General features: G+C 69.7%; 27 protein-coding genes. 4 read left to right on the top strand and 23 right to left on the bottom strand.

Translation table 11 applies throughout. The features are described 5' to 3' along the window. The first annotated feature begins 328 nt into the window (after positions 1-328). Entirely contained in the window at positions 329-847 is a 519-nt protein-coding gene (locus FKR81_RS39980; protein ID WP_146360288.1) for a murein hydrolase activator EnvC family protein, read from the top strand. On the opposite strand, the gene FKR81_RS39975 is transcribed toward FKR81_RS39980, so the two are convergent. The 19 genes from FKR81_RS39975 to FKR81_RS39880 form a co-directional block, all read right to left on the bottom strand. Beyond that, complete coding sequence (locus tag FKR81_RS39975) at positions 825-1,970, bottom strand: FliA/WhiG family RNA polymerase sigma factor (protein WP_407936586.1); 1,146 nt, start codon at positions 1,968-1,970, stop codon at positions 825-827. The genes FKR81_RS39980 and FKR81_RS39975 overlap by 23 nt on opposite strands. Beyond that, positions 1,945-2,922, bottom strand: coding sequence for a tyrosine recombinase XerC (locus FKR81_RS39970; RefSeq protein ID WP_146360287.1), 978 nt, complete (start codon positions 2,920-2,922; stop codon positions 1,945-1,947). Before FKR81_RS39970 ends, FKR81_RS39975 begins: the two co-directional genes overlap by 26 nt. 1,103 nt (positions 2,923-4,025) lie before the next feature. Continuing rightward, on the bottom strand, positions 4,026-5,192 hold the full coding sequence (gene dprA / locus FKR81_RS39960; RefSeq protein WP_146360340.1) for a DNA-processing protein DprA: 1,167 nt from the start codon (positions 5,190-5,192) through the stop codon (positions 4,026-4,028). 184 nt (positions 5,193-5,376) lie between these two features. Next, positions 5,377-6,897 carry a YifB family Mg chelatase-like AAA ATPase gene (locus FKR81_RS39955; RefSeq protein ID WP_146360283.1) on the bottom strand — a complete coding sequence of 507 codons (1,521 nt, stop codon included), beginning with the start codon at positions 6,895-6,897 and terminating at the stop codon, positions 5,377-5,379. Further along, positions 6,897-7,265 carry a YraN family protein gene (locus FKR81_RS39950; RefSeq protein ID WP_146360281.1) on the bottom strand — a complete coding sequence of 123 codons (369 nt, stop codon included), beginning with the start codon at positions 7,263-7,265 and terminating at the stop codon, positions 6,897-6,899. Before FKR81_RS39950 ends, FKR81_RS39955 begins: the two co-directional genes overlap by 1 nt. 154 nt (positions 7,266-7,419) lie before the next feature. Beyond that, the gene (locus FKR81_RS39945) at positions 7,420-7,743 is read right to left on the bottom strand and encodes a DUF2469 domain-containing protein (protein ID WP_146360279.1); all 324 of its coding nucleotides are present in this window, start codon (positions 7,741-7,743) and stop codon (positions 7,420-7,422) included. Beyond that, the gene (locus tag FKR81_RS39940; protein ID WP_146360277.1) at positions 7,743-8,534 is read right to left on the bottom strand and encodes a ribonuclease HII; all 792 of its coding nucleotides are present in this window, start codon (positions 8,532-8,534) and stop codon (positions 7,743-7,745) included. The genes FKR81_RS39945 and FKR81_RS39940 overlap by 1 nt, the downstream gene beginning before the upstream one ends. After that, positions 8,531-9,379 carry a signal peptidase I gene (gene lepB / locus FKR81_RS39935; RefSeq protein WP_146360275.1) on the bottom strand — a complete coding sequence of 283 codons (849 nt, stop codon included), beginning with the start codon at positions 9,377-9,379 and terminating at the stop codon, positions 8,531-8,533. Before lepB (FKR81_RS39935) ends, FKR81_RS39940 begins: the two co-directional genes overlap by 4 nt. 4 nt (positions 9,380-9,383) lie before the next feature. Beyond that, entirely contained in the window at positions 9,384-10,214 is an 831-nt protein-coding gene (gene lepB, locus FKR81_RS39930; RefSeq protein ID WP_146360273.1) for a signal peptidase I, read from the bottom strand. Between the two features lie 12 nt (positions 10,215-10,226). Continuing rightward, entirely contained in the window at positions 10,227-10,586 is a 360-nt protein-coding gene (gene rplS / locus FKR81_RS39925) for a 50S ribosomal protein L19 (protein WP_146360271.1), read from the bottom strand. Between the two features lie 150 nt (positions 10,587-10,736). Further along, positions 10,737-11,486: a tRNA (guanosine(37)-N1)-methyltransferase TrmD gene (gene trmD, locus FKR81_RS39920; RefSeq protein WP_146360269.1), complete on the bottom strand. Its 750-nt coding sequence runs from the start codon at positions 11,484-11,486 to the stop codon at positions 10,737-10,739. Further along, a complete protein-coding gene (gene rimM / locus FKR81_RS39915; RefSeq protein WP_146360267.1) occupies positions 11,476-11,991 on the bottom strand; it encodes a ribosome maturation factor RimM in 516 nt (171 codons plus the stop codon). The genes trmD and rimM overlap by 11 nt, the downstream gene beginning before the upstream one ends. Positions 11,992-12,010: 19 nt before the next feature. Further along, positions 12,011-12,250 carry an RNA-binding protein gene (locus FKR81_RS39910; protein ID WP_030468017.1) on the bottom strand — a complete coding sequence of 80 codons (240 nt, stop codon included), beginning with the start codon at positions 12,248-12,250 and terminating at the stop codon, positions 12,011-12,013. Continuing rightward, positions 12,247-12,690: a 30S ribosomal protein S16 gene (rpsP, locus tag FKR81_RS39905; RefSeq protein ID WP_146360265.1), complete on the bottom strand. Its 444-nt coding sequence runs from the start codon at positions 12,688-12,690 to the stop codon at positions 12,247-12,249. The genes FKR81_RS39910 and rpsP overlap by 4 nt, the downstream gene beginning before the upstream one ends. A gap of 124 nt (positions 12,691-12,814) precedes the next feature. Continuing rightward, positions 12,815-13,546, bottom strand: a complete 732-nt coding sequence (locus FKR81_RS39900) for a LamB/YcsF family protein (RefSeq protein ID WP_146360263.1) — start codon at positions 13,544-13,546, stop codon at positions 12,815-12,817. Next, on the bottom strand, positions 13,546-14,331 hold the full coding sequence (locus FKR81_RS39895; RefSeq protein ID WP_407936585.1) for a CPBP family intramembrane glutamic endopeptidase: 786 nt from the start codon (positions 14,329-14,331) through the stop codon (positions 13,546-13,548). Before FKR81_RS39895 ends, FKR81_RS39900 begins: the two co-directional genes overlap by 1 nt. Before the next feature lie 98 nt (positions 14,332-14,429). Continuing rightward, the gene (locus FKR81_RS39890; RefSeq protein WP_186763455.1) at positions 14,430-15,497 is read right to left on the bottom strand and encodes an amidohydrolase family protein; all 1,068 of its coding nucleotides are present in this window, start codon (positions 15,495-15,497) and stop codon (positions 14,430-14,432) included. A 4-nt stretch (positions 15,498-15,501) separates the two neighbouring features. Beyond that, complete coding sequence (gene ffh / locus FKR81_RS39885) at positions 15,502-17,040, bottom strand: signal recognition particle protein (protein WP_146360259.1); 1,539 nt, start codon at positions 17,038-17,040, stop codon at positions 15,502-15,504. Positions 17,041-17,100: 60 nt separating this feature from the next. After that, positions 17,101-17,547, bottom strand: a complete 447-nt coding sequence (locus FKR81_RS39880) for a hypothetical protein (protein WP_146360257.1) — start codon at positions 17,545-17,547, stop codon at positions 17,101-17,103. A gap of 114 nt (positions 17,548-17,661) precedes the next feature. Here FKR81_RS39880 and FKR81_RS45895 point away from each other — a divergent pair, with 114 nt between their 5' ends. The 3 genes from FKR81_RS45895 to FKR81_RS39870 all read left to right on the top strand — a co-directional run bounded on the left by FKR81_RS45895 (position 17,662) and on the right by FKR81_RS39870 (position 19,287). Next, the gene (locus FKR81_RS45895; protein ID WP_328593193.1) at positions 17,662-18,192 is read left to right on the top strand and encodes a DUF6879 family protein; all 531 of its coding nucleotides are present in this window, start codon (positions 17,662-17,664) and stop codon (positions 18,190-18,192) included. Beyond that, positions 18,189-19,043, top strand: a complete 855-nt coding sequence (locus tag FKR81_RS39875; RefSeq protein ID WP_186763453.1) for a helix-turn-helix domain-containing protein — start codon at positions 18,189-18,191, stop codon at positions 19,041-19,043. The genes FKR81_RS45895 and FKR81_RS39875 overlap by 4 nt, the downstream gene beginning before the upstream one ends. 73 nt (positions 19,044-19,116) lie before the next feature. Further along, positions 19,117-19,287 (top strand): hypothetical protein, encoded by a 171-nt coding sequence (locus tag FKR81_RS39870; RefSeq protein WP_186763452.1) that lies wholly within the window; start codon positions 19,117-19,119, stop codon positions 19,285-19,287. Here FKR81_RS39870 and FKR81_RS39865 read toward each other — a convergent pair. The 4 genes from FKR81_RS39865 to FKR81_RS39850 form a co-directional block, all read right to left on the bottom strand. Then, complete coding sequence (locus tag FKR81_RS39865) at positions 19,277-19,849, bottom strand: AAA family ATPase (protein WP_146360251.1); 573 nt, start codon at positions 19,847-19,849, stop codon at positions 19,277-19,279. The genes FKR81_RS39870 and FKR81_RS39865 overlap by 11 nt on opposite strands. Positions 19,850-20,111: 262 nt before the next feature. After that, positions 20,112-22,427: a [protein-PII] uridylyltransferase gene (locus FKR81_RS39860; protein WP_146360250.1), complete on the bottom strand. Its 2,316-nt coding sequence runs from the start codon at positions 22,425-22,427 to the stop codon at positions 20,112-20,114. 18 nt (positions 22,428-22,445) lie between these two features. Next, on the bottom strand, positions 22,446-22,784 hold the full coding sequence (locus tag FKR81_RS39855) for a P-II family nitrogen regulator (RefSeq protein ID WP_146360248.1): 339 nt from the start codon (positions 22,782-22,784) through the stop codon (positions 22,446-22,448). Further along, positions 22,781-24,124: an ammonium transporter gene (locus FKR81_RS39850; protein WP_146360246.1), complete on the bottom strand. Its 1,344-nt coding sequence runs from the start codon at positions 24,122-24,124 to the stop codon at positions 22,781-22,783. Before FKR81_RS39850 ends, FKR81_RS39855 begins: the two co-directional genes overlap by 4 nt. Positions 24,125-25,339 lie beyond the last annotated feature (1,215 nt).

The following is a 25,339-nucleotide window of genomic DNA, read 5'->3' as shown; positions in this document are numbered from 1 at the left end:
GCGTCCTGGTGGACGCGCATGTCGGTTGTCGCGGCCGGCCCTGTGGCTGACCGCCCTGGTACCCGCGCCGACGCCCGTACCCGTGGCATTGCTGCCGGGACCGTTCAGACGTCGTGACTCGACCACGCTCAATTGCCTGGTCGGATCTGCGTTGGCACGCGAAGTCGTCCCGCGCTTACACGGGACGCGCCCAACAGTCTACGCCCACACCCGGACAAACTTCGAATCGGCCCCTGGCGCCGGACCGGACTTATCCACAACCCCGCAGTTGTCCACAGTTAGCTGGTCCCGACACCACACGAGCAAGCTTTCGCGAGACCGTTTGACCATGCCGATTCCCCTGCTCGTCGCACTGCTGCTGCTCCCGCCCCCGGCGTCGACCGGGCGGTACGGCTGGCCGCTCGCGCCACCGCACCCGGTCGTGCGCGCCTTCACTCCCCCGGCGACGCCCTACGGGCCTGGGCACCGCGGGGTGGATCTGGGCGCGCCGGTCGGGGCTCAGGTGCAGGCCGCGGGCGACGGGGTGGTCGTGTTCGCGGGGGTCCTGGCCGACCGGGAGCTGGTGTCGCTCGACCACGGCGGCCTGCGGACGACGTACGAACCGGTCTCGCCCGTCGTCGCGGTGCGCCAGCGAGTTCATCGAGGGGAGGTGATCGGCACGCTGGTGGGAGGCCATCCGGGGTGTCTCAGCTGCCTGCACTGGGGCGCTCGGCGTGGCCACGAGTACGTCAACCCGCTGCGCCTGGTGTCGTCCGGCCGGGCTCGGCTGCTTCCGCTGACCCGCCTGGGAGCTGTGGGCTCAACTCCCGGCGGCTCCGGCGGGGTCAGTCCTCGGTCTGCTCGTTGAGCTTCGTCCGCAACCTCAGGACGGCTCGGGTGTGCAGCTGGCAGACCCTGGACTCGGTGACGCCGAGGACCTTGCCGATCTCGGCGAGCGTCAGGTTCTCGAAGTAGTACAGCGTGACGACCACGCGGTCGCGTTCGGCGAGCTGGGCGATGGCGTCGGCGAGCTGGCGGCGGCTGTCCTGGTCGACCAGGCTCGCGACGGGGTCCTCGGCACCCTCGTCGGGCAGCGACTCCGCGAGTGAGGAGCCGCCCTTGTTCGGCGCGATGAGCTCGTCCAGCGCGACGACGCTGGTGAGCTGGAGCTGGCCGTACAGCTCGCGCAGCTCGGCCAGACCGATCTTGAGCTCTGCGGCGAGCTCGCGGTCGGTCGGTGTGCGCTGCAGCTTGGCGCCGAGGCGTTCGAGCGCGCGCTCGACGTCGCGGGCGCGGCTGCGCACGGAACGCGGAACCCAGTCCTGGGAACGGAGGTCGTCCAAGATCGCACCGCGGATGCGCTGCATCGCGTAGGTCTCGAACTTGAGGCCGCGCTCGGGCTCGAACTTCTCGATCGCGTCGACCAGGCCGAAGATGCCGGACTGGATCAGGTCGGCCACGTCGACGTGCGCGGGAAGACCGGTGCCCACGCGACCGGCGACGTACTTGACCAGCGGCGCGTAGTGCAGCACGAGCTTGTCGCGCTGGCTGTGGTCGCGCGACTCGCCGTAGCTGCGCCACAGCGCGACGATGCCGGCTTCGACGTCGTCACCGGTCCGCACGTCCGGCTTGTGCGCGGCAGGGGTCACGCCGTTCGGCGTGCCCTCGTCGCTGGGTGTGTCCTCGTTCGAGATGGCCTCGCTGGGTGTGCCCTCGTCGGGGGTGCTCTCGTCGGAGGTGCCCTCTTCAGGAGTGCCCTCGCCGTTCGGGGTGGCTTCGCCGTTCAGGGTGCCCTCGTCGTTCTGCTGGCCCTCGCCGGCACCGGGCCCTTCCTCAGCACCGGGCTCTGTCTGCTCGGTGCGTGACACGCCGTTCTGACGGTGCCCGTTGGTCCGCTTCTGCGCAGGCGCGGACACCAGGGGTTCAGGGGGCACGGTCGCCGTACGCGAACCTCCCCCTGAGGCGTCAGGAACGGGGGTGGGTTCGGTCATGGATCGCCTTCAGCCGTTCGACAGTGACGTGTGTGTAAAGCTGAGTCGTTGCGAGCGTAGCGTGACCAAGCAGTTCTTGGACGGTGCGCAGGTCCGCTCCTCCTTCCAACAAATGGGTCGCAGCGGAGTGGCGCAACCCGTGTGGCCCAATGTCCGGCGCATCCGGTACCACAGCGACTACCTCGTGTACCAGTCGCCGAACGGAACGCTGATTGATCCGACCGCCGCGCGACCCGAGAAACAGCGCAGCCGGAGAACCAGCGGTGACCAGGTGTTCCCTGCCCTGATCCAGCCACCGCCGCAGAGCTCGTTCGGCCGGAACGCCGAACGGGACCGTGCGCTCGCGCCCGCCTTTGCCGAGTACTCGAATCACCCTTAGGGAGTAGTTCACGTCATCGAGATCCAGGCCACAGAGCTCGGCGACACGAATGCCTGTGGCGTACAGCAACTCCACCACGGCCTGATCACGCAGCGCAACCGGATGGCCCTCAGAAGCGCCAGAGGATACGGCGTCCATCGCGTCACGCGCCTGGTCAGCCCGTAACACGTTGGGCAACGTCCGATGCGGCCGCGGTGCCGCGAGCCGGGGCCCCGGATCCTGCTCGAGATGCCCGTTGCGCACCGCCCAGCCCGTGAACGCCCGAGCAGCAGCCGCCCGCCGAGCCAACGTCGTCCGACTGGCACCAGCACCCCGCTGCGCCGCCAGCCACGACCTCAACTGCGCCAGGTCGACCCGCCCGATGTCCGCGTTCTCCGGCTCCTCACCAGCAACGTGCCCGAGCAACGCCACGACGTCACCGAGGTACGCCCGCACCGTGTGCGGCGACAGATCCCGCTCGAGCGTCAGGTGCCGCTCGTACTGCCGCAACGCTTCGGCAACGCTCGCCGGCAGCATTTCGCGCAGGCGAACAAGATCGGCACGACGTGTCCGACCAGGCGGCGGTGAGGACATAGACGGAGACGCTGCGCCTCCGGAGCCCCGTGGTCAAGTTCCGCCACGCCCCGCGTTGCAGTGAGAGCGCTCCCAACTTGGTTGAGTCAGCAACTTCTCCTCTCTCCGCGACCGATTCCCATTCAACGGGAATGCTTTGCCTCCACCACGGATACGCCATGCATCCACAACCGCATCCACCGCACGCCGCACCCCCCGCGCGCCGGCCAGCCTTGGCGATGCGTGTGCCGCACGCGTGCAGGCACTTCCCCCGCACGACGGGCTTCCGCCGCGAATCCTCGAGGACCGCGGTGCGGCTCGACCGTCGCCAGCGAGCACTCCGGCCACACGCCCGCACCCACCACACACCTGTGCACGCCCACATGGCTGCGCCCGCACCGACCATGCCCGCCAGCCGAACCGTCAGGCCAGCCGACGGACTCGCCGCAAGCGGCCAACTCGCGAGCAGGCGCCTTGACCAGCCGGTTCGCCCCGGTCCTGCTTGAGCACTCCGCCAGCCAGCGCGCATGGCTGGGCGAAGCGCATGGGCAGGCGAACCACTTGGCTAGTCAGCCGGCTGACCAGGCGGGTCGCTTGACCAGTCGGTGTGGCTGGCTCGGCAAAGCGCCGGGCTGGGCGGAGCGGCTGGCACGGCGACACGGCTGACGAACCGGCCGCCTTGCCAGTCGGCTCGCTTCACCAGTCGGTGTGCCTGGCTGGCGGTGTGCCTAGCTGGCCGAAGCGCACGGCAGGCGAGGCACCTGACCAATCGGGCCGACTGGCAAAGCGGACCGCTTCACCAGCCGGTGTGCCTCCCTCGGCAAAGCGCCAGGTTCGGCGGAGTGGCTGGCCACCGGCCCGCTTGCCAGTCGGCCCGCTTGCCAGTCGGCCCGCTTGCCAGTCGGCCCGCTTGCCAGTCGGACCGCTTGCCAGTCGGTGTGCCTGGCTGGGCGGCGTGCCGGCTAGGCGGCATGCCCGGCTGGCGGTGTGCCCGGCTGGCCAGAGCGCAGCGCCCGGCACGGCGCGCTTCGCTCGGCGGCGCCCGGTACTGCGGCGGGCTTGGCTCGGGGGCGTGGATGGCTGGTTGGCGTGGTGTGTGGGTGGAGTTGGTGGGGTGGGGTTGGTTAGGCGGGTTGGGATTGGGGTTGGGATTGAGGTTGGGGTGGGGATAGGCGGCGCCAGCCTGAGTCTTCTCGTTGGGCTAGGCCTGCTAGTTCCAGTTCGGGTAGTAGGGCTCGGACGCGTGGGAGTTCTACGCCCGACTCGACTGAGATGGCTTCTGGGCTGAAGCCGTCGCGCAGGCCTAGGGCTTCGTAGACGCGCATGGCTTCGCCTTGGGGTGGGCCCAGGTCGTGTGTGGTGCGGGTGGTGGGTTCGACCAGGTCGTCGCCGAAGCGGCCTATCGACTCGACGACTTCGGCGACGTTGCTGACTGGGACGGCGTCGCCTGAGCGCAGGAGTTCGTTGCAGCCCGTTGAGCTCAGGGAGGTGACCGGGCCCGGTACTGCCATCAGGACTCGGCCCAGGGCCAGGGTGGTGGCGGCCGTGTTCTTCGCGCCGCTGCGGCGCGCGGCTTCCACTACGACTGTGCCCGCGCCGAAGGCGGCTATCAGGCGGTTGCGGGTCAGGAAGCGGTGGCGGGCCGGTTGGACGCCCGGCGGGTACTCGCTGACGACCACGCCTGCCTGGGCGATCTTGGCGAGCAGGCCCTGGTGGCCTGCTGGGTAGGCGACGTCCACGCCGCAGGCCAGCACGGCGACGGTGGTGCCGCCCGCGGACAGTGCGCCGCGGTGTGCGGCGCCGTCTATGCCGTAGGCCGCGCCGGAGACGACCACCACGCCTGCCGCGGCCAGGCCGTGAGCCAGTTCGGTCGCGACGTGCTGGCCGTAGCCGCTGCTGTCGCGGGAGCCGACGACCGCGACCGCGCGCTCGGCCAGGTCGGTCAGCCGGTGGTCGCCGCGGACCCACAGGGCCAGTGGCTCGCCGCCGCATCTGCGGTGGGACGCGGCCACGCCCAGGGACACGAACGGCCAGCGCGGCCACTCGTCGTCCTCCGGGATCACCAGGCGGCCGCCCTTCGCCTTGACGCGCTGGAGGTCGTCCTCGGCCTGTTCCTGCGCGCGTCTCGCCGAGGTCTGGCTCGCCACGCTGGGCGAGACGTCACCCGCGCGCACGAGTGCGGCGGCTTCAAGTGGACCAACCTCGGCCACCAGGGTGGAGAGCGCTCCCGCGTGGGGTTCGGCCACCCGTGACAGGTACGCGCGGGCCAGGCGCACGTCGCGCAGGTTCATCCGCGCCCCCGCCGGTCGGCCTGGCAACCCGGTGGTGGCGGGCGCCAGGTGAAGGTGCACGGGCGGCCCCAGTCGATGTGGAACCGCGCCGACAGCACGAGAGGTTCCGGGGCCGGAGGTGTCGGTGGGCGGCGCGGAGGCAGGGGTGACGGGAGCGAAGGCGGGGCTGATCGCTGGGACGGGATCATGCCGACCTCCGCTCGCGGAACTCCAGGGCCGCGGCCACGTGGTCGGCGGTGGGGCGGTCGGACTCCGACAGGTCGCTCAAGGTCCACGCCACTCGCAGGCAGCGGTCTGCGCCTCGGCCCGTCAGGACGCCGCTGGCCAGGCCGCGGTCCAGCAGACTCGTGGATTGGCGCGGTAAGGCGAACTCGCGGCGCAGCACCGGGCCTGGGACCTCCGCGTTCGTCGTCCAGGTGTAGCCGTGGGCGGACCAGCGGGCGGTCGCCCGTGCGCGGGCCTTGAGCACGCGTTCACGCACCAGGCCCGTGGGTTCCGGGGTGCCGGCTTCCGCTCCCGTCATCGCCGTCAGGGGGCGCATGCGCACGCGGAGGTCCACGCGGTCCAGCAGCGGACCCGACAGCTTGGCCGAGTAGCGGCGGCGGACTGTCGAGGTGCAGCAGCAGTCGATCTCCTTGGGCGGGGCGCACGGACAGGGGTTCGTGGCCATCACCAACTGGAAGCGGGCCGGGTAGCGGACGATGCCGTCACGCCGGGCCAGGCGCACCTCGCCCTCCTCCAACGCCGTGCGCAAGGCCTCCAGCGTGCGGGGCCCGAACTCGCACGCCTCGTCCAGGAACAGAACGCCTCGGTGGGCCCGGCTCACCGCACCCGGCTTCGCCAGGCCCGCGCCGCCGCCCACCAACGCCGCGATGGACGTCGAGTGGTGCAGGGACACGTACGGCGGCAACGTCACCAGCGGGGACTCCGGGGTGAGCATGCCCGCCACCGAGTGCACCGCCGTCACCGCCAGCGCCTCGTCGTTGGTCAACGGTGGCAGCAGACCGATCAGGCGCTGGGCCAGCATGGTCTTGCCGGTGCCCGGCGGGCCCGTCAGGAGGAGGTGGTGGGCGCCTGCCGCCGCGACCTCCAGTGCCCAGCGGGCCTCCGGCTGGCCCAGCACGTCCTCCAGGTCCGGTGACGCGGGCAGTGGTTGCTCCGCCGGCGTCGGCGGTGAAGTCAAGACGTCGTCGGCGCCGCGCAGCCACGACAGCACCTCGGCCAGGCGGGTCGCGCCCAGCAGCTCCACGCCGTCGACCAATGCGGCCTCGGGCAGGGTCTCCGTCGGCACCACCGCCCGGCACAGGCCCGCGCGACGCGCCGCCAGCAGGGACGGCAGCACCCCTCGGACCGCCCGGACGCGGCCGTCCAGTGCCAGCTCGCCGATCAGGACGGTGCCCGCCAGGCGTTCGGACGGAACGGTGTTCGCGGCGGCCAGGGTCGCGCACGCGATGGCCAGGTCGTAGCCCGAGCCGCCCTTCGGCATCGCGGCCGGGGACAGGCCCAGCACCACCCGCTGCTTCGGCCACTCCTCGGCGCTGTTGCGCACGGCGGCTTTGACGCGTTCCTTCGACTCGTGCAGCGCCGCGTCCGGCAGGCCCAGCAGCTGGGTCTTCGGCTGGCCGGTGCCGACGTCGGCCTCGATCTCCACCGCGAGGCCGTCGACGCCGAACAGGGCGACTGACCACGACCGCGCGAGGCCCATCAGGCACCCCGCAGGTGCCGCAGGCTGACCTGGCCGTCGGGTTGCCAGAGCACGAACACCAGATCGACGCGCACCCGGCACCAGCCGACCCGGTACGCGGCCAGCCACCGCATGCCCAGCTTGCGCACCCGGTCCAGCTGGGCAGGCGACACCGACTCGTCCGGACCGCCGAACCAGTCGCTCGACCTGGTCTTCACCTCGCAGACGACGAGCTGGTCGCCGTCTGTCGCGACGACGTCCAGCTCACCGTCGCGGCACGCCCAGTTGCGCGACAGCACCACGAGGCCCTGGTTCTCCAGGAACTCGCAGGCGACGTCCTCGCCCTTGCGGCCGAGCTCGTGGTTCCGGTTGCGGGTGATCACTGCCATGGTTCCTCGCCTCCCTGGAAGGTCTTCGGGTACGACCTTGCAGGGTGGGGCGGGGTGGGAACCGGCCTTGGTGGTGATCTGTGGACAAGTCCGGGGCTGTGGACAGGTCACGCCGAGTCGGGGTCGACTCGGCCCGGAATGTCGGTGGGGTGTGCTACGTGGGGAACGGCCCGCTGTCCGGCAGGCGGAGGTCCGGCTTGTCCAGCTCCTCCACGTTGACGTCCTTGAACGTGATCACTCGGACGTTCTTCACGAAGCGCGCGGGACGGTACATGTCCCACACCCACGCATCGGACATCCGCACCTCGAAGTACACCTCGCCGTCGGCGTTGCGGACCTGCACGTCCACCGAGTTGGCCAGGTAGAACCTTCGTTCGGTCTCCACGACGAACGAGAACTGGCTGACGATGTCGCGGTACTCCTTGTACAGCGACAACTCCATCTCGGTCTCGTACTTCTCGAGATCCTCTGCACTCATTACGCCTCCGCGCGGGTCATCTGTTCCGCGCCCTCCCTCGTCGCGAGCTCCCCGATGGAAATCGGGAGTGCCCCATTCTGGACTACTGCTGTCGCGGCCACGCTGCGCGCCACCCTGTGCGGCGCCGTCATGCCGTGGGCCAGCGCCGCCGATGTCACGTTCGCATACGACCAGCGATGCTCCGCACACGGCCCGTGCTCCGTCAACGCGGCGGTGTGCTCGGGCGTGCAGTAACCCTTGTGCACGTCGAACCCGTACACCGGATACGACCCGTGCAGGTCCGCCATGATGCGGTCCCTGGTCACCTTGGCCAGGATCGACGCCGCCGCGACGCACGCCGCCGCCTGGTCGCCCTTCAGCACGGACATCGAAGGCGCGGTCAGCCCCGGCACGCGGAAACCGTCGGTCAGCACGTACCCAGGATGCGTCGCCAGCTGCGCGACCGCTCGCCGCATGCCCTCGATGTTCGTCACGTGGATGCCGATCCGGTCCACCTCGGACGCGGGCACCACGATCACCGCGTGGTCCACCGCGCGCGAGAGCACCTTGTCGTACATGCGGTCACGCGCGAGCGCGGTCATCAGCTTCGAGTCCGTCAAGCCGTCGAACTTCGCGGCATCACCCGGACGAAGGACGCAGGCCGCCACCACGAGCGGCCCCGCGCAGGCACCGCGGCCCGCCTCGTCCACACCTGCCACCGGACCGAGGCCGCGGCGGTCCAGCGCGGACTGCAGGGCCCAGTTGCCGGACGACCCCCGCACCACGGCCCGCGGCGGCAGGAGCATCGTCATCGCTGAAGGGCGCGGCGCACGCGCCGGCCGAGCAGAAGAACGGGCCACGCGGCGACGATACCGACGCCCATCGGGACGCTCTCCTGCCATCCCGGTGCACCCATGGAGACGGCCTGCGGGTTGTGGTCGGTCACGCCGCCCCACCTGGTCGGCGGCAGCACGATGACGCGCGCCTTGCCGATCACGTTGTCGATCGGCACGAGACCGGCCTGCCCGCCGCCGCCCTGGCAGCGCGAGTCGCACGAGTCGTTGCGGTTGTCGCCCATCACGAACAGGAAACCGTCCGGGACCTTCAGCTCCGCGAACGACTCCTGCGACGAGCTGGCGCCCGGCGCGTAGTACACGTACGGCTCGTCCAGCGGCTTGCCGTCGACGGTCACCTTGTTCTGGTCGTCGCAGCACTTCACCGTCTGCCCCGGCACGGCGATGACGCGCTTGACGAAGTCCTCCTCGTTCGCCTGCGGCAACCCGATCAGCGAACCGAGCCACGACAGCGACTTCGTCACGAAGTTGCCCGGCTCGTCGGACACGAAGTCGTTCTGCCACGCCTCCGGCCCGCGGAAGACGATCACGTCACCCGGCGACGGGTCGGTGAAGTTGTAGGTGACCTTGTCCACGAGCACTCGGTCGCCGTAGCAGTTGTAGCAACCGTGCAGCGTCTGCTCCATCGACTCCGACGGGATCATGTAGACGCGACCGAGGAACACCTGGATGAGCGCCGCGAGCCCGAACGCGACGACGAGCAGCACAGGCAGCTCTTTCCAGAAGTTGCCCTTCTTGCGCTTCTTCTTCGCAGAGGACTTCTCGTCGTCTGCCGGGGCCTGCTCGGGATCCACGTCAACCACGAGATCAGCCTAGGCGCTTGCGAATGCGTCGTCCCACCCACAACACCGGAAACGCGCCGAGCACGCCGAGGCCCAGCGGCGCACCCAACGCCACGACCTGCGGATTGTGGTCCGAGATGCCGCCCCAGCGCGACGAAGGAAAAACGATCACGCGCGCCTTGCCGATCACGTCGTCGACCGGCACCGTGCCCGCTTCGCCCCCACCGCCCTGTTTGCGCGAATCGATCGAGTTGGTGCGGTTGTCCCCCATCACCCAGAGCCGCCCGGCGGGCACGCGCACCGGCGCGAAGGGTTCGTGGTCCGCCGGGGACGTTCCCGGCTGCCAGTACGCATATGGCTCGTCCAGCGGCTTGCCGTCGACGAGGAGCCGGTGGTCGGCGTCGCAGCACTCGACGGTCTGGCCGGGCAACGCGATGACGCGCTTGATGAAGTCGCGCTCGTTCGGCGGCGCGAGACCGACCAGCGAGGCGGCGCCCTGCAGCGCCGAGACGAACTTGTTCGACGAGCGCGGCGACACGAAGTCGTTGTTCCACGCCTCGGGCCCGCGGAACACCACGACCTCTCCCGCGGAGATGTCGGTGAAGCGGTAGGTGATCTTGTCGACCAGGACGCGGTCGTTCTCGCAGCCGTTGCAGCCGTGCAACGTCTGCTCCATCGACGCCGAGGGGATCACGTAGACCCGCGCCACGAACGCCTGGATGACGACCGTCAGGACGATCGCGGTGACGACGAGAACGACGACCTCACGCCAAAGAGGAGTACGCCTCCCACGCGAGTCCTGTTCGGACTCGGCGTCGGAGGCGCACTCGTCTTCGTTTGAGGGGCTCTCAGCCACCGATCAGCGTGTTCAGCTGACCGGCTTGGCCTCGCGCTTCTCCTTGATCTTGGCGGCCTTGCCGCGCAGGTCGCGCAGGTAGTACAGCTTCGCGCGACGCACGTCACCGCGGGTGACGACCTCGATCTCGGAGATGTTCGGGGAGTGCACCGGGAAGGTGCGCTCGACGCCCACGCCGAACGAGACCTTGCGAACGGTGAACGTCTCACGGATGCCGCCACCCTGGCGACGGATCACGACGCCCTGGAACACCTGGACGCGCTCGCGCGAGCCCTCGATGACGCGGACGTGGACCTTCAGCGTGTCGCCCGGCCGGAAGCTCGGGATGTCGGAGCGCAACGACTGGGCGTCAAGTGCGTCCAGGATGTTCATCGGTGGTCGTCCTCACGTGTCTGTGCTCCCCAGAGCATGTTCCATGGCAGTGCACGACATGATGGGGGTCGGCTAAGCGCGCGCCGGTACGCGACCGGCTGCAGCAACCTGTCCAGTGTGCCAGAAGGGGCACCCCGGAATGAAATCGGGCTACTCCCCGCCCTCGCGCAGGCGCGTGAGCAGGGCTTTGTCGTGCTTGTCCAGCGCGCCTTCCGGCAGCGCTTCCAGCAGGTCCGGGCGCCGTTCGAGGGTCCGCGTGAGCGATTGGTCACGCCGCCAGCGGTCGATGGCCTTGTGGTTGCCGGACCGCAGCACGTCCGGCACGGCCAGCTCGCGCCACACCTCGGGCCGCGTGTAGCTGGGGCCCTCCAGCAGGCCGTCCTGGAACGAGTCCTCAGCGTGCGACTTCGGGTTGCCCAGCACACCGGGCAGCAGCCGCGCGACGGCCTCGACGATCGCCAGCACGGCGACCTCGCCGCCGACCAGCACGTAGTCGCCGATCGACACCTCGTCCACGCGCATCCGGCGCGACGCGTCGTCGACGACGCGCTGGTCGATGCCCTCGTAACGGCCGCACGCGAACACCAGATGCGGTTCTGCGGCGTACTCGTGCGCCAGTGCCTGGGTGAACGGGCGACCGGCCGGGGTCGGCACGACCAGGCGCGCGGGCTCGTCGCCCACGATCGAGTCCAGTGCCTCGCCCCAGACCTGGGGCTTCATGACCATGCCGGGACCGCCGCCGTACGGGCTGTCGTCCACGGCCTTGTGCACGTCGTGCGTCCACTCGCGGAGGTCGTGGACGTCGACGCTGATCAGGCCCTTGTCGATGGCCTTGCCGAGCAGCGCCGCGCGCAGCGGGGCCAGGTACTCGGGGAAGATCGTGACGACGTCAATCCGCATCGAGCAGGCCCTCTGGCGGGTCGATCACGACGCGGCGGCCCGCGATGTCCACGGTCGGCACGATCTCGCGCACGAACGGGATCAGCGCCTCGCCGTTCTCCCGCTTCACCACCAGCAGCTCGCCACCGAGGCCGTGCAGTACCTCCAGCACGGTGCCGATCTTGGTGCCGTCGGTGAGCAGCGCGTCGAGGCCTTCGAGCTCGTGGTCGTAGAACTCGTCCGGGTCGCCCGTCGGCGGGAGGTCGTCGGTGCTGCCCAGGAGGATGGTGCCGCGCAGCGCCTCAGCGACGTCGCGGGTCACGACCTCGGTGAAACGCACGAGCAGCCGCCCGGCATGAGGCCGGGCGGCTGCCACGGTGAGGCTTCGAGACGTGCCGTCGCGCAGTTTGGCTTGCAGGGTCGCGCCGAGCGCGAAACGCATCTCGGGCGAATCCGTGCGCACGTCAATGGCGAGTTCGCCAGTGATTCCGTGCGCCTTGGCCACACGGCCGACGACGACGTCCATACCCTCTTCTAAAGCTCGATCAGCGGTCGGTGTCGACGACGTCGACCCGGACACCGCGACCGCCGATGCCGGCCATCACGGTGCGCAGTGCCGTCGCGGTGCGACCGCCACGGCCGATCACCTTGCCGAGGTCGTCCGGGTGGACGTGGACCTCGAGGGTGCGGCCGCGGCGGGTCGTGACCAGGTTCACCCGGACGTCGTCCGGGTGGTCGACGATGCCGCGAACGAGGTGTTCGAGGGCGTCAGCCAACAAACTCACGCCTCGTCCTTGGTCGCCTCGGCGTCAGCCTTCGGCGCGTCGTCGGCCTTCTTGGCCTTCTTCGCCTTGGGCGTGGTGGCCTGGGTCATCGGCTCCTCGTTGGCGGCGGCCAGCGCGGCGGCGAACAGCTCCGCCTTCGGAGTCTTCGGCTCCTTGACCTTCAGCGTGCCCTCGGCGCCCGGCAGGCCCTTGAACTTCTGCCAGTCACCGGTGATCTCGAGGATGCGCTGGACGGACTCGGTCGGCTGCGCGCCGACGCCCAGCCAGTACTGCGCCCGCTCGGAGTCGACCGCGATGAACGACGGCTCTTCCTTGGGGTGGTACTTGCCGATGGTCTCGATGGCCTTGCCATCGCGACGGGTGCGCGCGTCGGCGACGACGATCCGGTAGTACGGCTGACGGATCTTGCCGAGACGCTGAAGCTTGATCTTGACGGCCACGAGTGTGGTGCTCCTTGAACTCTGTGTTGGTGTCGCTACACAGCCGCGGCCCGGGCAGAGGGGCCGACCGCGGCGGACAGCAGGCAATTGTGCCAGATGGGGTGGTGCGAGTCCGAATCGGGGCTCAGGCGAACGGAGCGACGCTGCCCAGAGCCTCCCGGACCGCCCTGGCGTGCCCCACCGCACCGGGCGTGTCGCCGTGCACGCACAACGATTCGGCGGACGTCTTGAGCACCGTTCCGTCGACCGCGACCAACTCGCCGTCCAACAGCCTGCGGGCTCGTTCGACGACGGCTGCGGTGTCCGTGATCAGGGCGTTCGGCTGGCTGCGGGGCACCAGGGTGCCCTCCGGGGTGTAACCGCGGTCCGCGAACGCCTCCTCCACGGGGCGCAGTCCGGCCTTGCGGGCGAACTCCAGCAGCTGTGAACCGGGCAGGCCGAGCACGGGCAGTTCGCCGAACGCGCGCACGCCCTCGACGACAGCGCGCGCCTGCGCTTCGTGGTGCACGGTCGCGTTGTACAGCGCGCCGTGCGGCTTCACGTACGCGACGCGCGTTCCGGCCGCTCGCGCACACGCCTCGAGAGCGCCGATCTGGTAGAGCACCTCGTCCGCCAGCTCGCGCGGGTCGGCGTCGATGAACCGGCGCCCGAACCCGGCGAGGTCGCGGTAGGACACCTGGGCGCCGACGACGACCCCGCGCTCGGCGGCGGCGACGCACACCCGCCGCATCGTCGACGGGTCGCCCGCGTGGAAGCCGCACGCGACGTTCGCGCTGGTGATGACGGCCAGGAGCGCCTCGTCGTCGCCGAGCCGCCAGATCCCGAAGCCCTCGCCGAGGTCGCTGTTGAGGTCCATCAGGCGGGGATCACTCCGATCGTGACGAGCAGCAGGGTGAGTCCGGGCAGGAAGTTGTTCATGACGTGGGCGACGATGCTCGCGCCGAGCCTGCGGGTGATCAGCCGGGCGATGCCGATGGGGATCGCGATGACGATCAGCAACGTCGTGCGCAGCGGTTCGAGGTGGCTGATCGCGAAGATCACCGTCGTCATGCCGAACGCGGCCCAGCGGTTCCAGCCCTGGCGTTCGACGGCGCCCCACAGCAGGCCGCGGTAGATGATCTCCTCGCACACCGGCCCGATGAAGCAGACGTACAGGAACATCACGACGGCGGCGGACACCGGCAGCGAGGCCTGGGTGACCAGCTCGCCGACGGCCGAGGTCGCGTTCTCCTCGCCGACGGCCTTCGCCCAGATCGTCGCCGCGACGTAGGTGAGGAAGAGCCCGAGTATGCCGAGCTTGAGCCCGGTGGCGACGTCCTCCCTGGTCCACTGCAGCCGCAGGTCGATCACCGGCCCGTTGCCGCGCACCTTGGTGATCACGACGGCGACGGCGGCGGCGAGCACGCTGGGCACGATCGACCCGATGAGCACGAGTGACACCGAGCTGGACAGCGACGCGCCGTTGATGCGCCCGACCGCGGTGATGAACACGGCGGACAGGATGAACACGGCCTCGACGAGCAGGAACGCGCCGAAACCCCAGCGCTGGCCTGCCCGGTCGGGCTCAGGTGCGCTGCTGACCGCGCGCACGCTCTCGATGAGGCCCGGTGGACTCGGCTCCGGGGACTCGGACGGTGTCACGTTCAGCCACCCTAGTCACGCTGGGGCCATCTACAGGTATACGGCCAGTAGCAGAATGTCCGTAACGTACCCGATCACCCGTTTGCCGAACCCTCAGGTCAGTGGATGCGGCCCCGCAGCATGACCAGGCGCGGCGACCGCAGAACCGCGAGGTCGGCGCGCGGATCGGTGTCGTAGACGACGATGTCCGCGGCCGCACCCTCGGTGAGCGACGGGTAGCCGAGCCACGCGCGGGCGTTCCACGAGGCGGCGCCGATGGCGTCCGTCGCGGACATCCCGACCCGGTGCAGCGCGATGATCTCGTCGACGATCCGCCCGTGCTGGATGCCGCCGCCCGCGTCCGTTCCCGCGTAGACCGGCACGCCGGCCTCGATCGCGGCGCCGACGGTCGCGGCGTTGCGCGCGTGCAGGTCGCGCATGTGCTGACCGTACGACGGGTACTTGCTCGCCGAGTCCGCGATGCCGGGGAAGTTCTCGATGTTGATCAGGGTCGGGACGAGCGCCGTGCCGTTCGCGGCCATCAGCTCGATCGACGACTCGGACAGCCCGGTGCCGTGCTCGATGCAGTCGATGCCCGCGGCGAGCAGGCCCTCCAGCGCGTCCTCGCCGAAGACGTGCGCGGTGACGCGGGCGCCTCCGTCGTGCGCGACCTTGATCGCGGCGGCGAGCACGTCCGGGTCCCACAGCGGGGCCAGGTCGCCTGCCGACCGGTCGATCCAGTCGCCGACGAGCTTGACCCAGCCGTCGCCGTACGCGACCTGCTCGGCGACGGCGTTCGGGAGGTCCTGCTGGTCCTCGATCTCCACGCCCAGGTACGGGATGTAGCGCTTGGGCCTGGCGAGGTGCCTGCCGGCGCGGACGATCCGCGGCAGGTCGAGGCGCTCCTGCAGCGGGCGCGTGTCGATCGGTGAGCCGCAGTCGCGGATGAGCAACGTGCCCGCGTCGCGGTCGGTGATCGCCTGCTCGGTCGCTTCCGCGAGGTCGACCGGGCCCTTCGGGCCGATGCCGACGTGGCAGTGCGCGTCCACGAGGCCCGGCACCAGGAAGCCGCCGTCGACCACCGTCTCCGCGCCCGGAACGGGCCGGGTGCGGACGCGGCCGTTGACGACCCAGATGTCGGTCTCGGTGTCGTCGGGGAGGACTACACCGCGCAGGTGCAAGGTCATGGATCTACTTGTCGAACTTCAGCTTCGACGGGTCGAAGCCGGGCGGCAGCTGGTCGAGACCGCCGCCTTCGAGGCCGCGCGGGAGCCCGCCGGGGGGCATTCCGGGCATCCCGCCCGGCATGCCGCCGGGGAACATGCCGGGGAAGCCGCCGCGCACCTTGGGCTGCGTCGGGCCCTTGCCCTTGCCCTTCTTCCCCTTCTTGCCCTTGCGGTTCTTGGAGCCACCGCCGCCGCCGAAGCCCATGCGGCCGGCCATCTGCGACATCATCTTGCGCGCCTCGAAGAACCGGTTCACGAGGTCGTTGACGTCGCTGACCTTCACACCGGAGCCGTTGGCGATGCGCAGGCGGCGCGAGGCGTTGATCATCTTGGGGTCGTCGCGCTCGGCGGGCGTCATGCCGCGGATGATCGCCTGGATGCGGTCGAGGTGCTTCTCGTCCAGCATCGCCAGCTGGTCCTTCATCTGGCCCGCGCCGGGGAGCATGCCGAGCAGGTTCGCGATCGGGCCCATCTTGCGGATCGCGAGCATCTGCTCGAGGAAGTCCTCCAGCGTCAGCTGGCCGGTGTGCAGCTTCTCGGCGGCCTTCTCGGCCTGCTCCTGGTCGAAGTGCTGCTCGGCCTGCTCGATGAGGGTGAGCACGTCACCCATGCCGAGGATGCGCGACGCCATCCGGTCCGGGTGGAAGACGTCGAAGTCTTCGAGCTTCTCACCGTTGGACGCGAACAGGATCGGCTGGCCGGTGACCTCGCGGACGGACAGCGCGGCACCACCGCGGGCGTCGCCGTCCAGCTTCGTGAGGACGACACCGGTGAAGCCGACGCCGTCGCGGAAGGCGGTCGCGGTGTTGACCGCGTCCTGACCGACCATCGCGTCGACGACGAAGAGGATCTCGTCCGGGTCGACGGCCTTACGGATGTCGATGGCCTGCTGCATCATCTCCTCGTCGACGCCCAGCCGTCCGGCGGTGTCGACGAGCACGATGTCGTGCTGCTTGGCCTTGGCTTCCTCGATGCCGCGCCGCGCGACGTCCACCGGGTTGCCGACGCCGTTGCCCGGCTCGGGCGCGAACACCGGCACACCTGCGCGCTCGCCGACGACCTGGAGCTGCGTCACCGCGTTCGGGCGCTGGAGGTCGCAGGCGACGAGCATCGGCGTGTGGCCCTGGCTGCGCAGCCACTTGGCCATCTTGCCCGCGAGCGTCGTCTTACCCGCACCCTGCAGACCCGCGAGCATGATCACGGACGGCGGGTTCTTGGCGAGGTTCAGCCTGCGCGTCTCGCCACCGAGGATGTTGACGAGCTCCTCGTTGACGATCTTCACGACCTGCTGCGCCGGGTTCAGCGCCTGGGAGACCTCCGCGCCCTTGGCGCGCTCCTTGATGCTGGCGATGAACGCGCGCACAACGGGCAGCGCGACGTCAGCCTCGAGGAGGGCCACCCTGATCTCGCGACAGGTGGCGTCGATGTCGGCGTCCGAGAGCCTGCCCTTGCCGCGCAGGCCCTGCAGAACCGTGGTCAGCCGGTCGGAAAGCGTGGAGAACACGACACCCAGCCTATACGCACGCCTTTGCGGCACATCCGTGACGCAGGCCGGAGGCGACGATCATCCGGTGGAACCGGCCTCGGGCTCCCTCCCGGTCACGGCTCTGGCGATCTCGACCCAGCGCGGCTCCGCGCCGGCGTGCACCGCGGTCGACTGCACCGCGAACGCCACCGCCACCCGCCCCTCGGGCAGCTCGAACTCGAGGCCGTAGCCACCGGGGTGGACCGACACCACGTCGGAGGCCGGGAACTCCCGAACTCCCCACGGATTGACCACCCGAACCATGCCGTCGGCGAGCTCGATCCGCGCCCGGAAGGCCGACCAGACCACCAAGGCCAGTGCGACCACGAAGCCCCCACCCCAGATCTGGTCCTCCAGCGGCACACCGGTGCGCTGCCAGTCCGGGTTCGGCGCGGTCGCCCACACCGTCTGGAGCATGACCATCAGCACCAGGACCGCCACCGACAGCACCCGGACCCACCACCGCACCCGCCAGACCATTCGCACGAGCCGATGATCAAACACGCGGACACGCAGGTAAAGGGTTATCACCACCCCACTGAGGTTTGGACCCGAACGAACCTAGTCGTATAGACATTCATTTGAACGACTAGAGAGGGGGTGAGACTGCCGTGGACCGAACCGAGACGCGCGAGATCTTGGGGCGCGAAGAAGTCACGCTTCCGCCTGGAGACGCTCCCCCAGTACCTCGTCGAGGCAGAGACCGAACAGTTCGCGGAATGGAAAGCCGGCCGACGGTTCCGGCGACCCGTCGAAGAGAGCCCGTTTCTCACCAGGATCAAGAACACCACCGCACAAGGTGTGCGGTGGAGCAGGGCACGCATCCTGGACCCCTTGTGCGACTACTCGCAGTGGGAACTGTGGGGGTACCAGGAGAACCAGCTGGCAGGCGAGAACATCTTCGTCGCAGACCGCGCGTCGAGCCCAGAACTAACCGATCTGCACGAGGACTTCTGGCTGGTGGACGACGAGGTCGTGGTCAAGATGATCTACGACGACGAGGGCCATTTCCTGCGCCCGGAGCTCGCCGAGAACGTCGCGCCGTACTTGGCGATGCGCGATCGTTCTCTGCAGCACACCATCGCACTGAACGAGTACCTGACGACACGGGAACCCCACCTGATCCGATGACCACGCAGTCCGAGGAACGCCAACGGCTCGCGTCGATGTTGCGCGCTCTGCGCCTCGACGCGGCCTTGTCGACCACGGAACTCGCGCGCCGGTTGAACTGGTCGCAGTCGAAGGTCTCGAAGACCGAACGCGGCGAGACCTCGCCCCCGCCGGAGGACGTCCAGGAGTGGGCGCGTCTCACCAAAGCATCCGAGCAAACGCACGCCGAGTTGGCTGAACTCGCGGAGATCACCAACAGCGAAGCCGTCGAGATGAAGCGGTACCGGGCGCCCGGACGTCGCCGCCGACAGGAGGAACTGCACCGGCTCGAGGCGAACGCTTCGGCGGTCCGCGCCTACTCCGGCGATCTCGTGATCGGCCTGGCCCAGACCCGTCCGTATGCGCGAGCGATGTTCATGCTCGGCGGCAGGCAGTCACCGGAGGAGCGGCTGGATGAGGTGGTGGACGCCCGCCTGGCACGACAGGAGTCGCTGAACAACCTCGACAGGCAGTTCGAGTTCGTGATGAACGAGAGCGCCTTCCGGCGCAAGCTCATCCCAGCCGAAGACATGCGGCAGCAGGTCCAGCACCTGATCGAGTTCTCGCACCGGCCGAATGTCGACTTCGGCCTGATCACGTTCAACTCGAACGAACGCGTGCACCAACTCCACAGCTTCAGCATGATCGGCGATCCGGGGCGCGACGCGGAGTCGATCGTGCTCATCCAGACGCTGACCAGAAGGCTCGTCATCCGCGATCCCGAGGAGATCGCGGAGTACCTGGAGCACTTCAACGCCTTGCGGACGGCCGCGATCAGCGGTGACGAGCTGCGCGCCTTCCTCCGGGAGGTCATCGAGGACCTCGGCAGGTGATTCCTCTCAAGAAGACGTGCTTCGACTGCGACGCCGAGTGGCGGGCCCGCGAGAACCTGAGGCCCGTGCCGTGATGTTCGAGGACGACATCGTGCTGCTGGGTCAGCTCAGCCAGGCGCTCGCCGGCCTGCTCGGCAACCAGCCGGACGCGGCGCGAGCGGACAGGCTGCGCGAGATGGCCGACCTGCTCACCGACTTCAGCACCTACCTGAGGAACCGCGCGGACGAGCTGCTCACACGGTGAGGCGCAGGCCGCCCGACGTGCCCGCCCTCGTCAGCACCGTCACCGCGGGCCAGCCGAACGGCTTCCAGCCCGCCTCGAACTGGTCGCGCATCACGTCGGCACGGCGTACGTGACGCTCGAACGAGTGGGCGCGGATCATCCGGTGGCGCGCGATCTGGCCGTCCAGTGCTTCGGCGGCGGAGGCGTCCAGCCACAGGAAGTGGCGAGGGCGGCCCGACAGCAGGGCCATGACCAGCAGCATCGCGCGGGTCCCCTGACGCGTGGACGGCTCGTGCACCACCAGGAGCCCCGGCGAGAACAGCGCGTGCCAGAGGACGCGGAAGCGGTGTGCGAGGTGCACGAACAGGCGGTACGTGCGGTACGGCAGTGAGATGCGGGCCTGGATCCACTCGCGGACCTGGTCCGAGTCGAGGACCGTGACCGGCTCGGCGGCGTCCAGTCTGCCCAGCAGGGTCGTCTTGCCCGCGCCGGGCAGCCCGGCGAGCACGACGAGCGAGCGGGGTCGTACCGCGACCGAGGCGACGGTCGGGGTGACGGCTGAGGCGCGCAGCAGGGCGGTCATACCTGATTAGACGTCCGACCGGGGGTGCTCGTTCATCGTTTTGTCCGAATACCAGGGAAATCTCAGGGTGGTCGTCCGGGAGCGGTCCAACCCCTCAGTGGGCCGCTCCCGGACCAGTGACGACCGCCTCCCCCGCGTTCCCCCCGGAGCGGGTTTCCCCTCGTCCGTCACTGAGGAGAAGCCTGCCCTCCGGGGGAACCCTGAGGCAGCGTGAGCACACCCGAGTGGTTGTGCGTAGAGCTACCTATTCCATCCGAGTGGGTTACCGAGCGGCGTCGAGGACCGCTCGTTCGATCTTCTTGCGGTCCAGCGGGCCGTCCGCGACCAGGCTGAACGAGTCGACGACGGTCGCGCCGAGCGTCGACGCACGGGCCCATTGGACGTCGGCGCCGCAGCGTTCCAGCGCGTCGGCGACCCGGTGCAGCAGCCCGATGCGGTCGCCCGCGCGGAGCTCCAGCACGACGGCGCCGGTCGACTCGTCGTCGAACCACAGGACCTTGGCCGGCGGGCGGTCGAGGGGTGGGCCGCCGTAGTCGCGTTCCTTGGCCGCCAGCTTCTCGGCCAGCGACAGGGTGCCGTCGACCGCGCGGGTCAGCTGTTCGCGCAGGAGCGACGCGTCCGGCATGGAGCCGAACCTCGGCGAGACGGTGAACACGTCCACCGCCGCCGGGCCGTGTGACCGCATGGCGGCCGCGTGCACCTCCAGCGAGTTCAACGCCAGCACGCCAGTGGCGCGCGACAGCAGGCCCGGACGGTCCGGTGCGACGACGGTGACCGTGGTGCCGTCGACCAGCACGTCCGGCTTGCCCGCCTTGGTGACGCGGTCGGCCATGTCCTGCTGCACCTGGTCCAGCGGTTCCGGCTTGGGCAGTTCCTCACCGGCCATGGCGACCCGGCAGCGGCTGACCAGGTCGGCCATCAGCGATGCCTTCCAGTCCGTCCACACGCCGGGCCCGGTGGCGAGTGCGTCCGCCTCCGACAGCGCGAACAGCAGCTCCAGCAGCACCGGGTCGCCGCCGAGCGTTTCGACCACGCGGTGCACAGTGGCCTCGTCCTCGACGTCACGGCGGGTCGCCGTGTGCGGCAGCAGCAGGTGGTGCCGGACCATCAGCGACAACGTCTCGACGTCGTGCGGCCACAGGCCGAGCCGTTCGCCGATCTGGGTCGCCAGCGCGGCGCCCACCTCGGAGTGGTCGGCCTGGCGGCCCTTGCCGATGTCGTGGATCAAGGCGCCGAGCAGCAGCAGATCCGGTCTGGACACCGTGGTCGCGAGCCGTGCGGCGTGCGCGGTGGCCTGCACGAGGTGCCGGTCGACCGTCCACATGTGCGCGGCGTCGCGCGGGGGCAGATCCCTGACCGCGCCCCACTCCGGGAACAGCCTGCCCCACAAACCCGTGCGGTCCAACGCTTCCACGACGTCCACGAGGCCCGAACCGCTGCCCAGCAACGCGAGCAGCTCCTCGCGCGCTTCGCGGGGCCACGGCTGGCGCAGCTCGGGCGCGGAGTCGGCGAGGCGGGTCAGCGTGCCCGCCGCGATCGGGTGCTTGCTGCGCGCCGCCGCCGTCGCGACGCGCAGGAGCAGGGCCGGGTCGCGGCTGGGCATCGCGTCACGCGCGAGTGACACCTCGGATCCGTGCAGCACCACGCCTTCGTCCAGCGGACGGCGTGGCGGCGTGCGGCTGAGGAACGCGCCGAGCCCGCGCTTGGGCACGGCCGCGCGTGCGGTGCGCAGCGACACGTCGAACGAGTAGACGACCGTGCGCGCGGCGGAGGACAGCGCACGCGCGAGTGCGAACCGGTCCGCGAGGCCGAGCGCGGAGGCGACCTCGTCACCGTCCTGTGCGCGCAGGACATCGCGTGGTTTCCGCGCCACGCGGCGGAGTTCGGTGCGGACGTCCAGCAGCAGCCTGCGGGCTTCGTCCACTTCGACCGACGGGCGGTCGACCAGCTGCGCCACCGCCAGCGCGTCCAGCATCGTGATGTCGCGCAGGCCGCCGCGCCCGTGCTTGAGGTCGGGCTCGACGCGGTGCGCGATCTCGCCGCTGCGCGCCCACCGCTTGGTGGCCGACTCGGCGATCTCGTCCAGCCTCGTGCGGACGCCGGAGCGCCACGCCTGGCGCGCGCTGTCCGCGAGCCGCTGCGACACCTCCTGGTCGCCCGCGACGTGCCGGATGTCCAGCAGTCCCAGCGCGGTCCGCAGATCTCCCGCGGCCACCCGGAGCGCCTCGCCGACCGTGCGGACCGAGTGGTCGAGCCCGATCCCCGAGTTCCACAGCGGGTACCAGAGCTTGTCCGCGACGTCGTCGATGCCCTTGAAACCGTTGTGCACCAACACGAGGTCGAGGTCCGAGTACGGAACCAGCTCGCGTCGCCCCAGCCCGCCCACAGCCACCAGCGCGATTCCCGGCCCCGAGATCCCGGCGGCGCTCGCGTGCGCGGTCAGCCAGAACTCGTGCAGGTCCACGAGTGCCTCGCGGAGCGGTTCGGCGGCCAAGCGGCGACGACCTGGCGTGAGCAGGCGTTCGCGTGCTCGCACCAGGTCGTCAGCCGTGACGACGGCCGTCTCGTTGTCATCCATGCGGCCGTCCCCCTGTGTTTAAAGTGCGTCCTGTCCGCGCTCTCCCGTGCGGACGCGGATCACCGCGTCGACCGGGGTGACCCAGACCTTCCCGTCACCGATCTTGCCGGTGCGGGCGGCCTCGACCACCGCGTCCAGAACCTTGTCGACAGCCGCGTCGTCGACAACGACCTCGACCTTGATCTTGGGCACGAAGTCCACCGAGTACTCGGCACCGCGGTAGACCTCGGTGTGGCCCTTCTGGCGGCCGTACCCCTGGACCTCGCTGACCGTCATGCCGAGCACCCCGAGCTGTTCGAGTGAGCTCTTGACGTCATCCAGCGTGAACGGCTTGATGATCGCGGTGACCAGCTTCATGACTTCTTGCTCCCCTCGAGGACCGCGGTGGCGCCCGCGGTGACACTGGGCTTGCTGGCACCACGAGCGCTGGTGAGGCTGCCGTACTCGTACGCGCGCTCGGCGTGCTCACCTTCGTCGATCGAAGCGACTTCCGCTTCCTCAGTGGCGCGGAACCCGACCGTCAGCTTGACCGCGTAACCGAGGATCAGGCTGAGGACGAAGGAGTAGCCCATGACCGCGAACGCGCCGACGGCCTGCCGCCAGAGCTGGTTGAACCCGCCGCCGTAGAACAGGCCGTTGACCGCGGCCGGGGCGGCGTCGCTGGCGAAGAGACCGATCAGGATCGTGCCGGAAAGACCACCCACCAGGTGGACGCCCACGACGTCGAGCGAGTCGTCGAAGCCGAAGCGGTACTTGAGGCTCACGGCGAGTGCGCAGAGGACACCGGTGATCGCACCGACCGCGATCGCGCCGATCGGCGTGACGCTGGAACAGGCCGGGGTGATCGCGACCAGACCGGCGACGATGCCCGACGCGGCACCGAGCGTGGTGGCGTGACCGTCGCGAATGCGTTCGACGATCAACCAGCCGAGCATCGCGGCACACGTGGCGACGGCGGTGTTGATGAACGTGACACCGGCGGTGGTGTTGGCGGCGAGCGCGGAGCCCGCGTTGAACCCGAACCAGCCGAACCACAGCAGACCGGCACCGAGCACGACGAGCGGCAGGCTGTGCGGCTTCATCGGCTCCTTGGGCCAGCCGACGCGCTTGCCGAGCACGATCGCCAGCGCGAGACCCGCGGCACCGGCATTGATGTGGACGGCCGTACCACCGGCGAAGTCGATCGCGAGCAGCTTGTTGGCGATCCAGCCACCGGGGTCGATGACGTTGCCGTCAGCGTCCTTGCCGTCGAAGTCGAACACCCAGTGCGCGACCGGGAAGTACACGACCGTCGCCCACAACCCGGCGAACAGCAACCACGGTCCGAACCGCGCGCGGTCCGCGATCGCACCGGAGACGAGCGCGACCGTGATGATCGCGAACATCGCCTGGAACGCCACGAACACAGTGCTCGGGATCGTGCCGAACAGCGACTCCTTGCCGAGCAGCCCGTCGAGCCCGAAGAACTCGAACGGTTTGCCGAGGAGACCGGCGCCGACGTCGGCGCCGAATGCCGTCGAGTACCCGAACAGCACCCAGAGGACACCCACGACGCCCATGGCGCCGAGGCTCATCATCATCATGTTGAGCACGCTCTTCGAACGGACCATGCCCCCGTAGAAGAAGGCAAGGCCCGGAGTCATCAACAGCACCAGAGCGGAGCTGGTGAGCACCCAGGCGGTGTCCCCTGTATCCACGTCGACCTCCACTGAACATCGGTTGCAGGGGAGCATCGGTTTGTCCTGTTTCACTTACCCGCGCGTCAGGTTTCGTCGAGGTGAACTGTCGACCTGCGCGTGTTACGTCCGCGTTTCGCGGCGTTCACGGCCAAACTTCCTACGCCTCACGGGCCCAGGGCGGCAGGAATTTCCGTGACGAGCGGTAGCCCGGCTGCTCACCCGACCGGGCGACGAAATAGGCCCAGGCGGCTGGTACCCACCAGGCCGAATGCCTGCGGGCGGGGCGTCGTGTCGACCGTCAGGTGCGTGGAGCGGGGCGGGCAGGGGCCTCGCCCAACTCGCACGCGCGCGACGGGCGCGGCTGACCGGCGGATGCGCGGCAGGCTTCACCGACTCGGACGCGGGGCACGCTCACGCAGGCGTCCCCCGCGCACGAGAACCCCCCGATCGATGCTCGCAGCCAGCACCGACAATTCCCGGCCCCGCAGACACGCCAGCCACGAAGCCGGGGTGCGACAGCCCGCACTTTCTGCCGCGCGGCGCACACCCCCGCGAGCGAAGCGAAGCCAGCACACCCAGCGACCCACCACGAAACCGGCAGAAGCCAAGGCGGCCCACACACCACAGGCCGACATGGCGAGCACCAGCCAGCCGGGAGAAGCCGTGGCGGGCATGGCGGGCGGCCACGCTCACGCAGGCGTCCCCGCGCGTGAGAACCCCCCGAATCGATGCTCCCAGCTAGCACCGACAATTCCGCGCCCGCAGAAGCGGAGGCGGGCAAAGCGAGAACCGGCAGGTGCGTGGCGGGCACGACGGCACAGGCAGGCCACAAGCGAGCACCAGCCGAACCGGCAGGCGCACCAGGGAGCACCGCCCAACCGGCGCGAACAAGGCGAGCACCGCCCAACCGGCAGATACCAAGCGAGCACCGCCAAACCGGCAGATGCCAAGGGAGCCCGACGAAACCGGCGCGAACCAAGCGAGCACCAGCCAAACCGGCGCGTACCAAAAGAAAAGAGCGCCCGCCGCACTCCCAACCCACGCACTGCCAACCGGGCGCGGCCCCCGAACACAACCGGCAGCCGAATAATCCCAAGCATCCGAAGGGCCAGGGGTGGGGAGGTCCTCGCTGATCAGGCGCAGCCTTGCCACATCGAAAAGCCCCTGTCAAGGCAGCTTTTCCGCCTTGACAGGGGCTTTTCGATGTGGCGACCGTGAGGTGATCAGCGAGGA

Source organism: Lentzea tibetensis (genome assembly GCF_007845675.1).
In the GTDB taxonomy this organism is placed as follows: Bacteria; Actinomycetota; Actinomycetes; order Mycobacteriales; family Pseudonocardiaceae; genus Lentzea; species Lentzea tibetensis.
The sequence above is the reverse complement of the archived record's forward strand: the minus strand, read 5'-3'. Positions and strand labels throughout refer to the sequence as shown.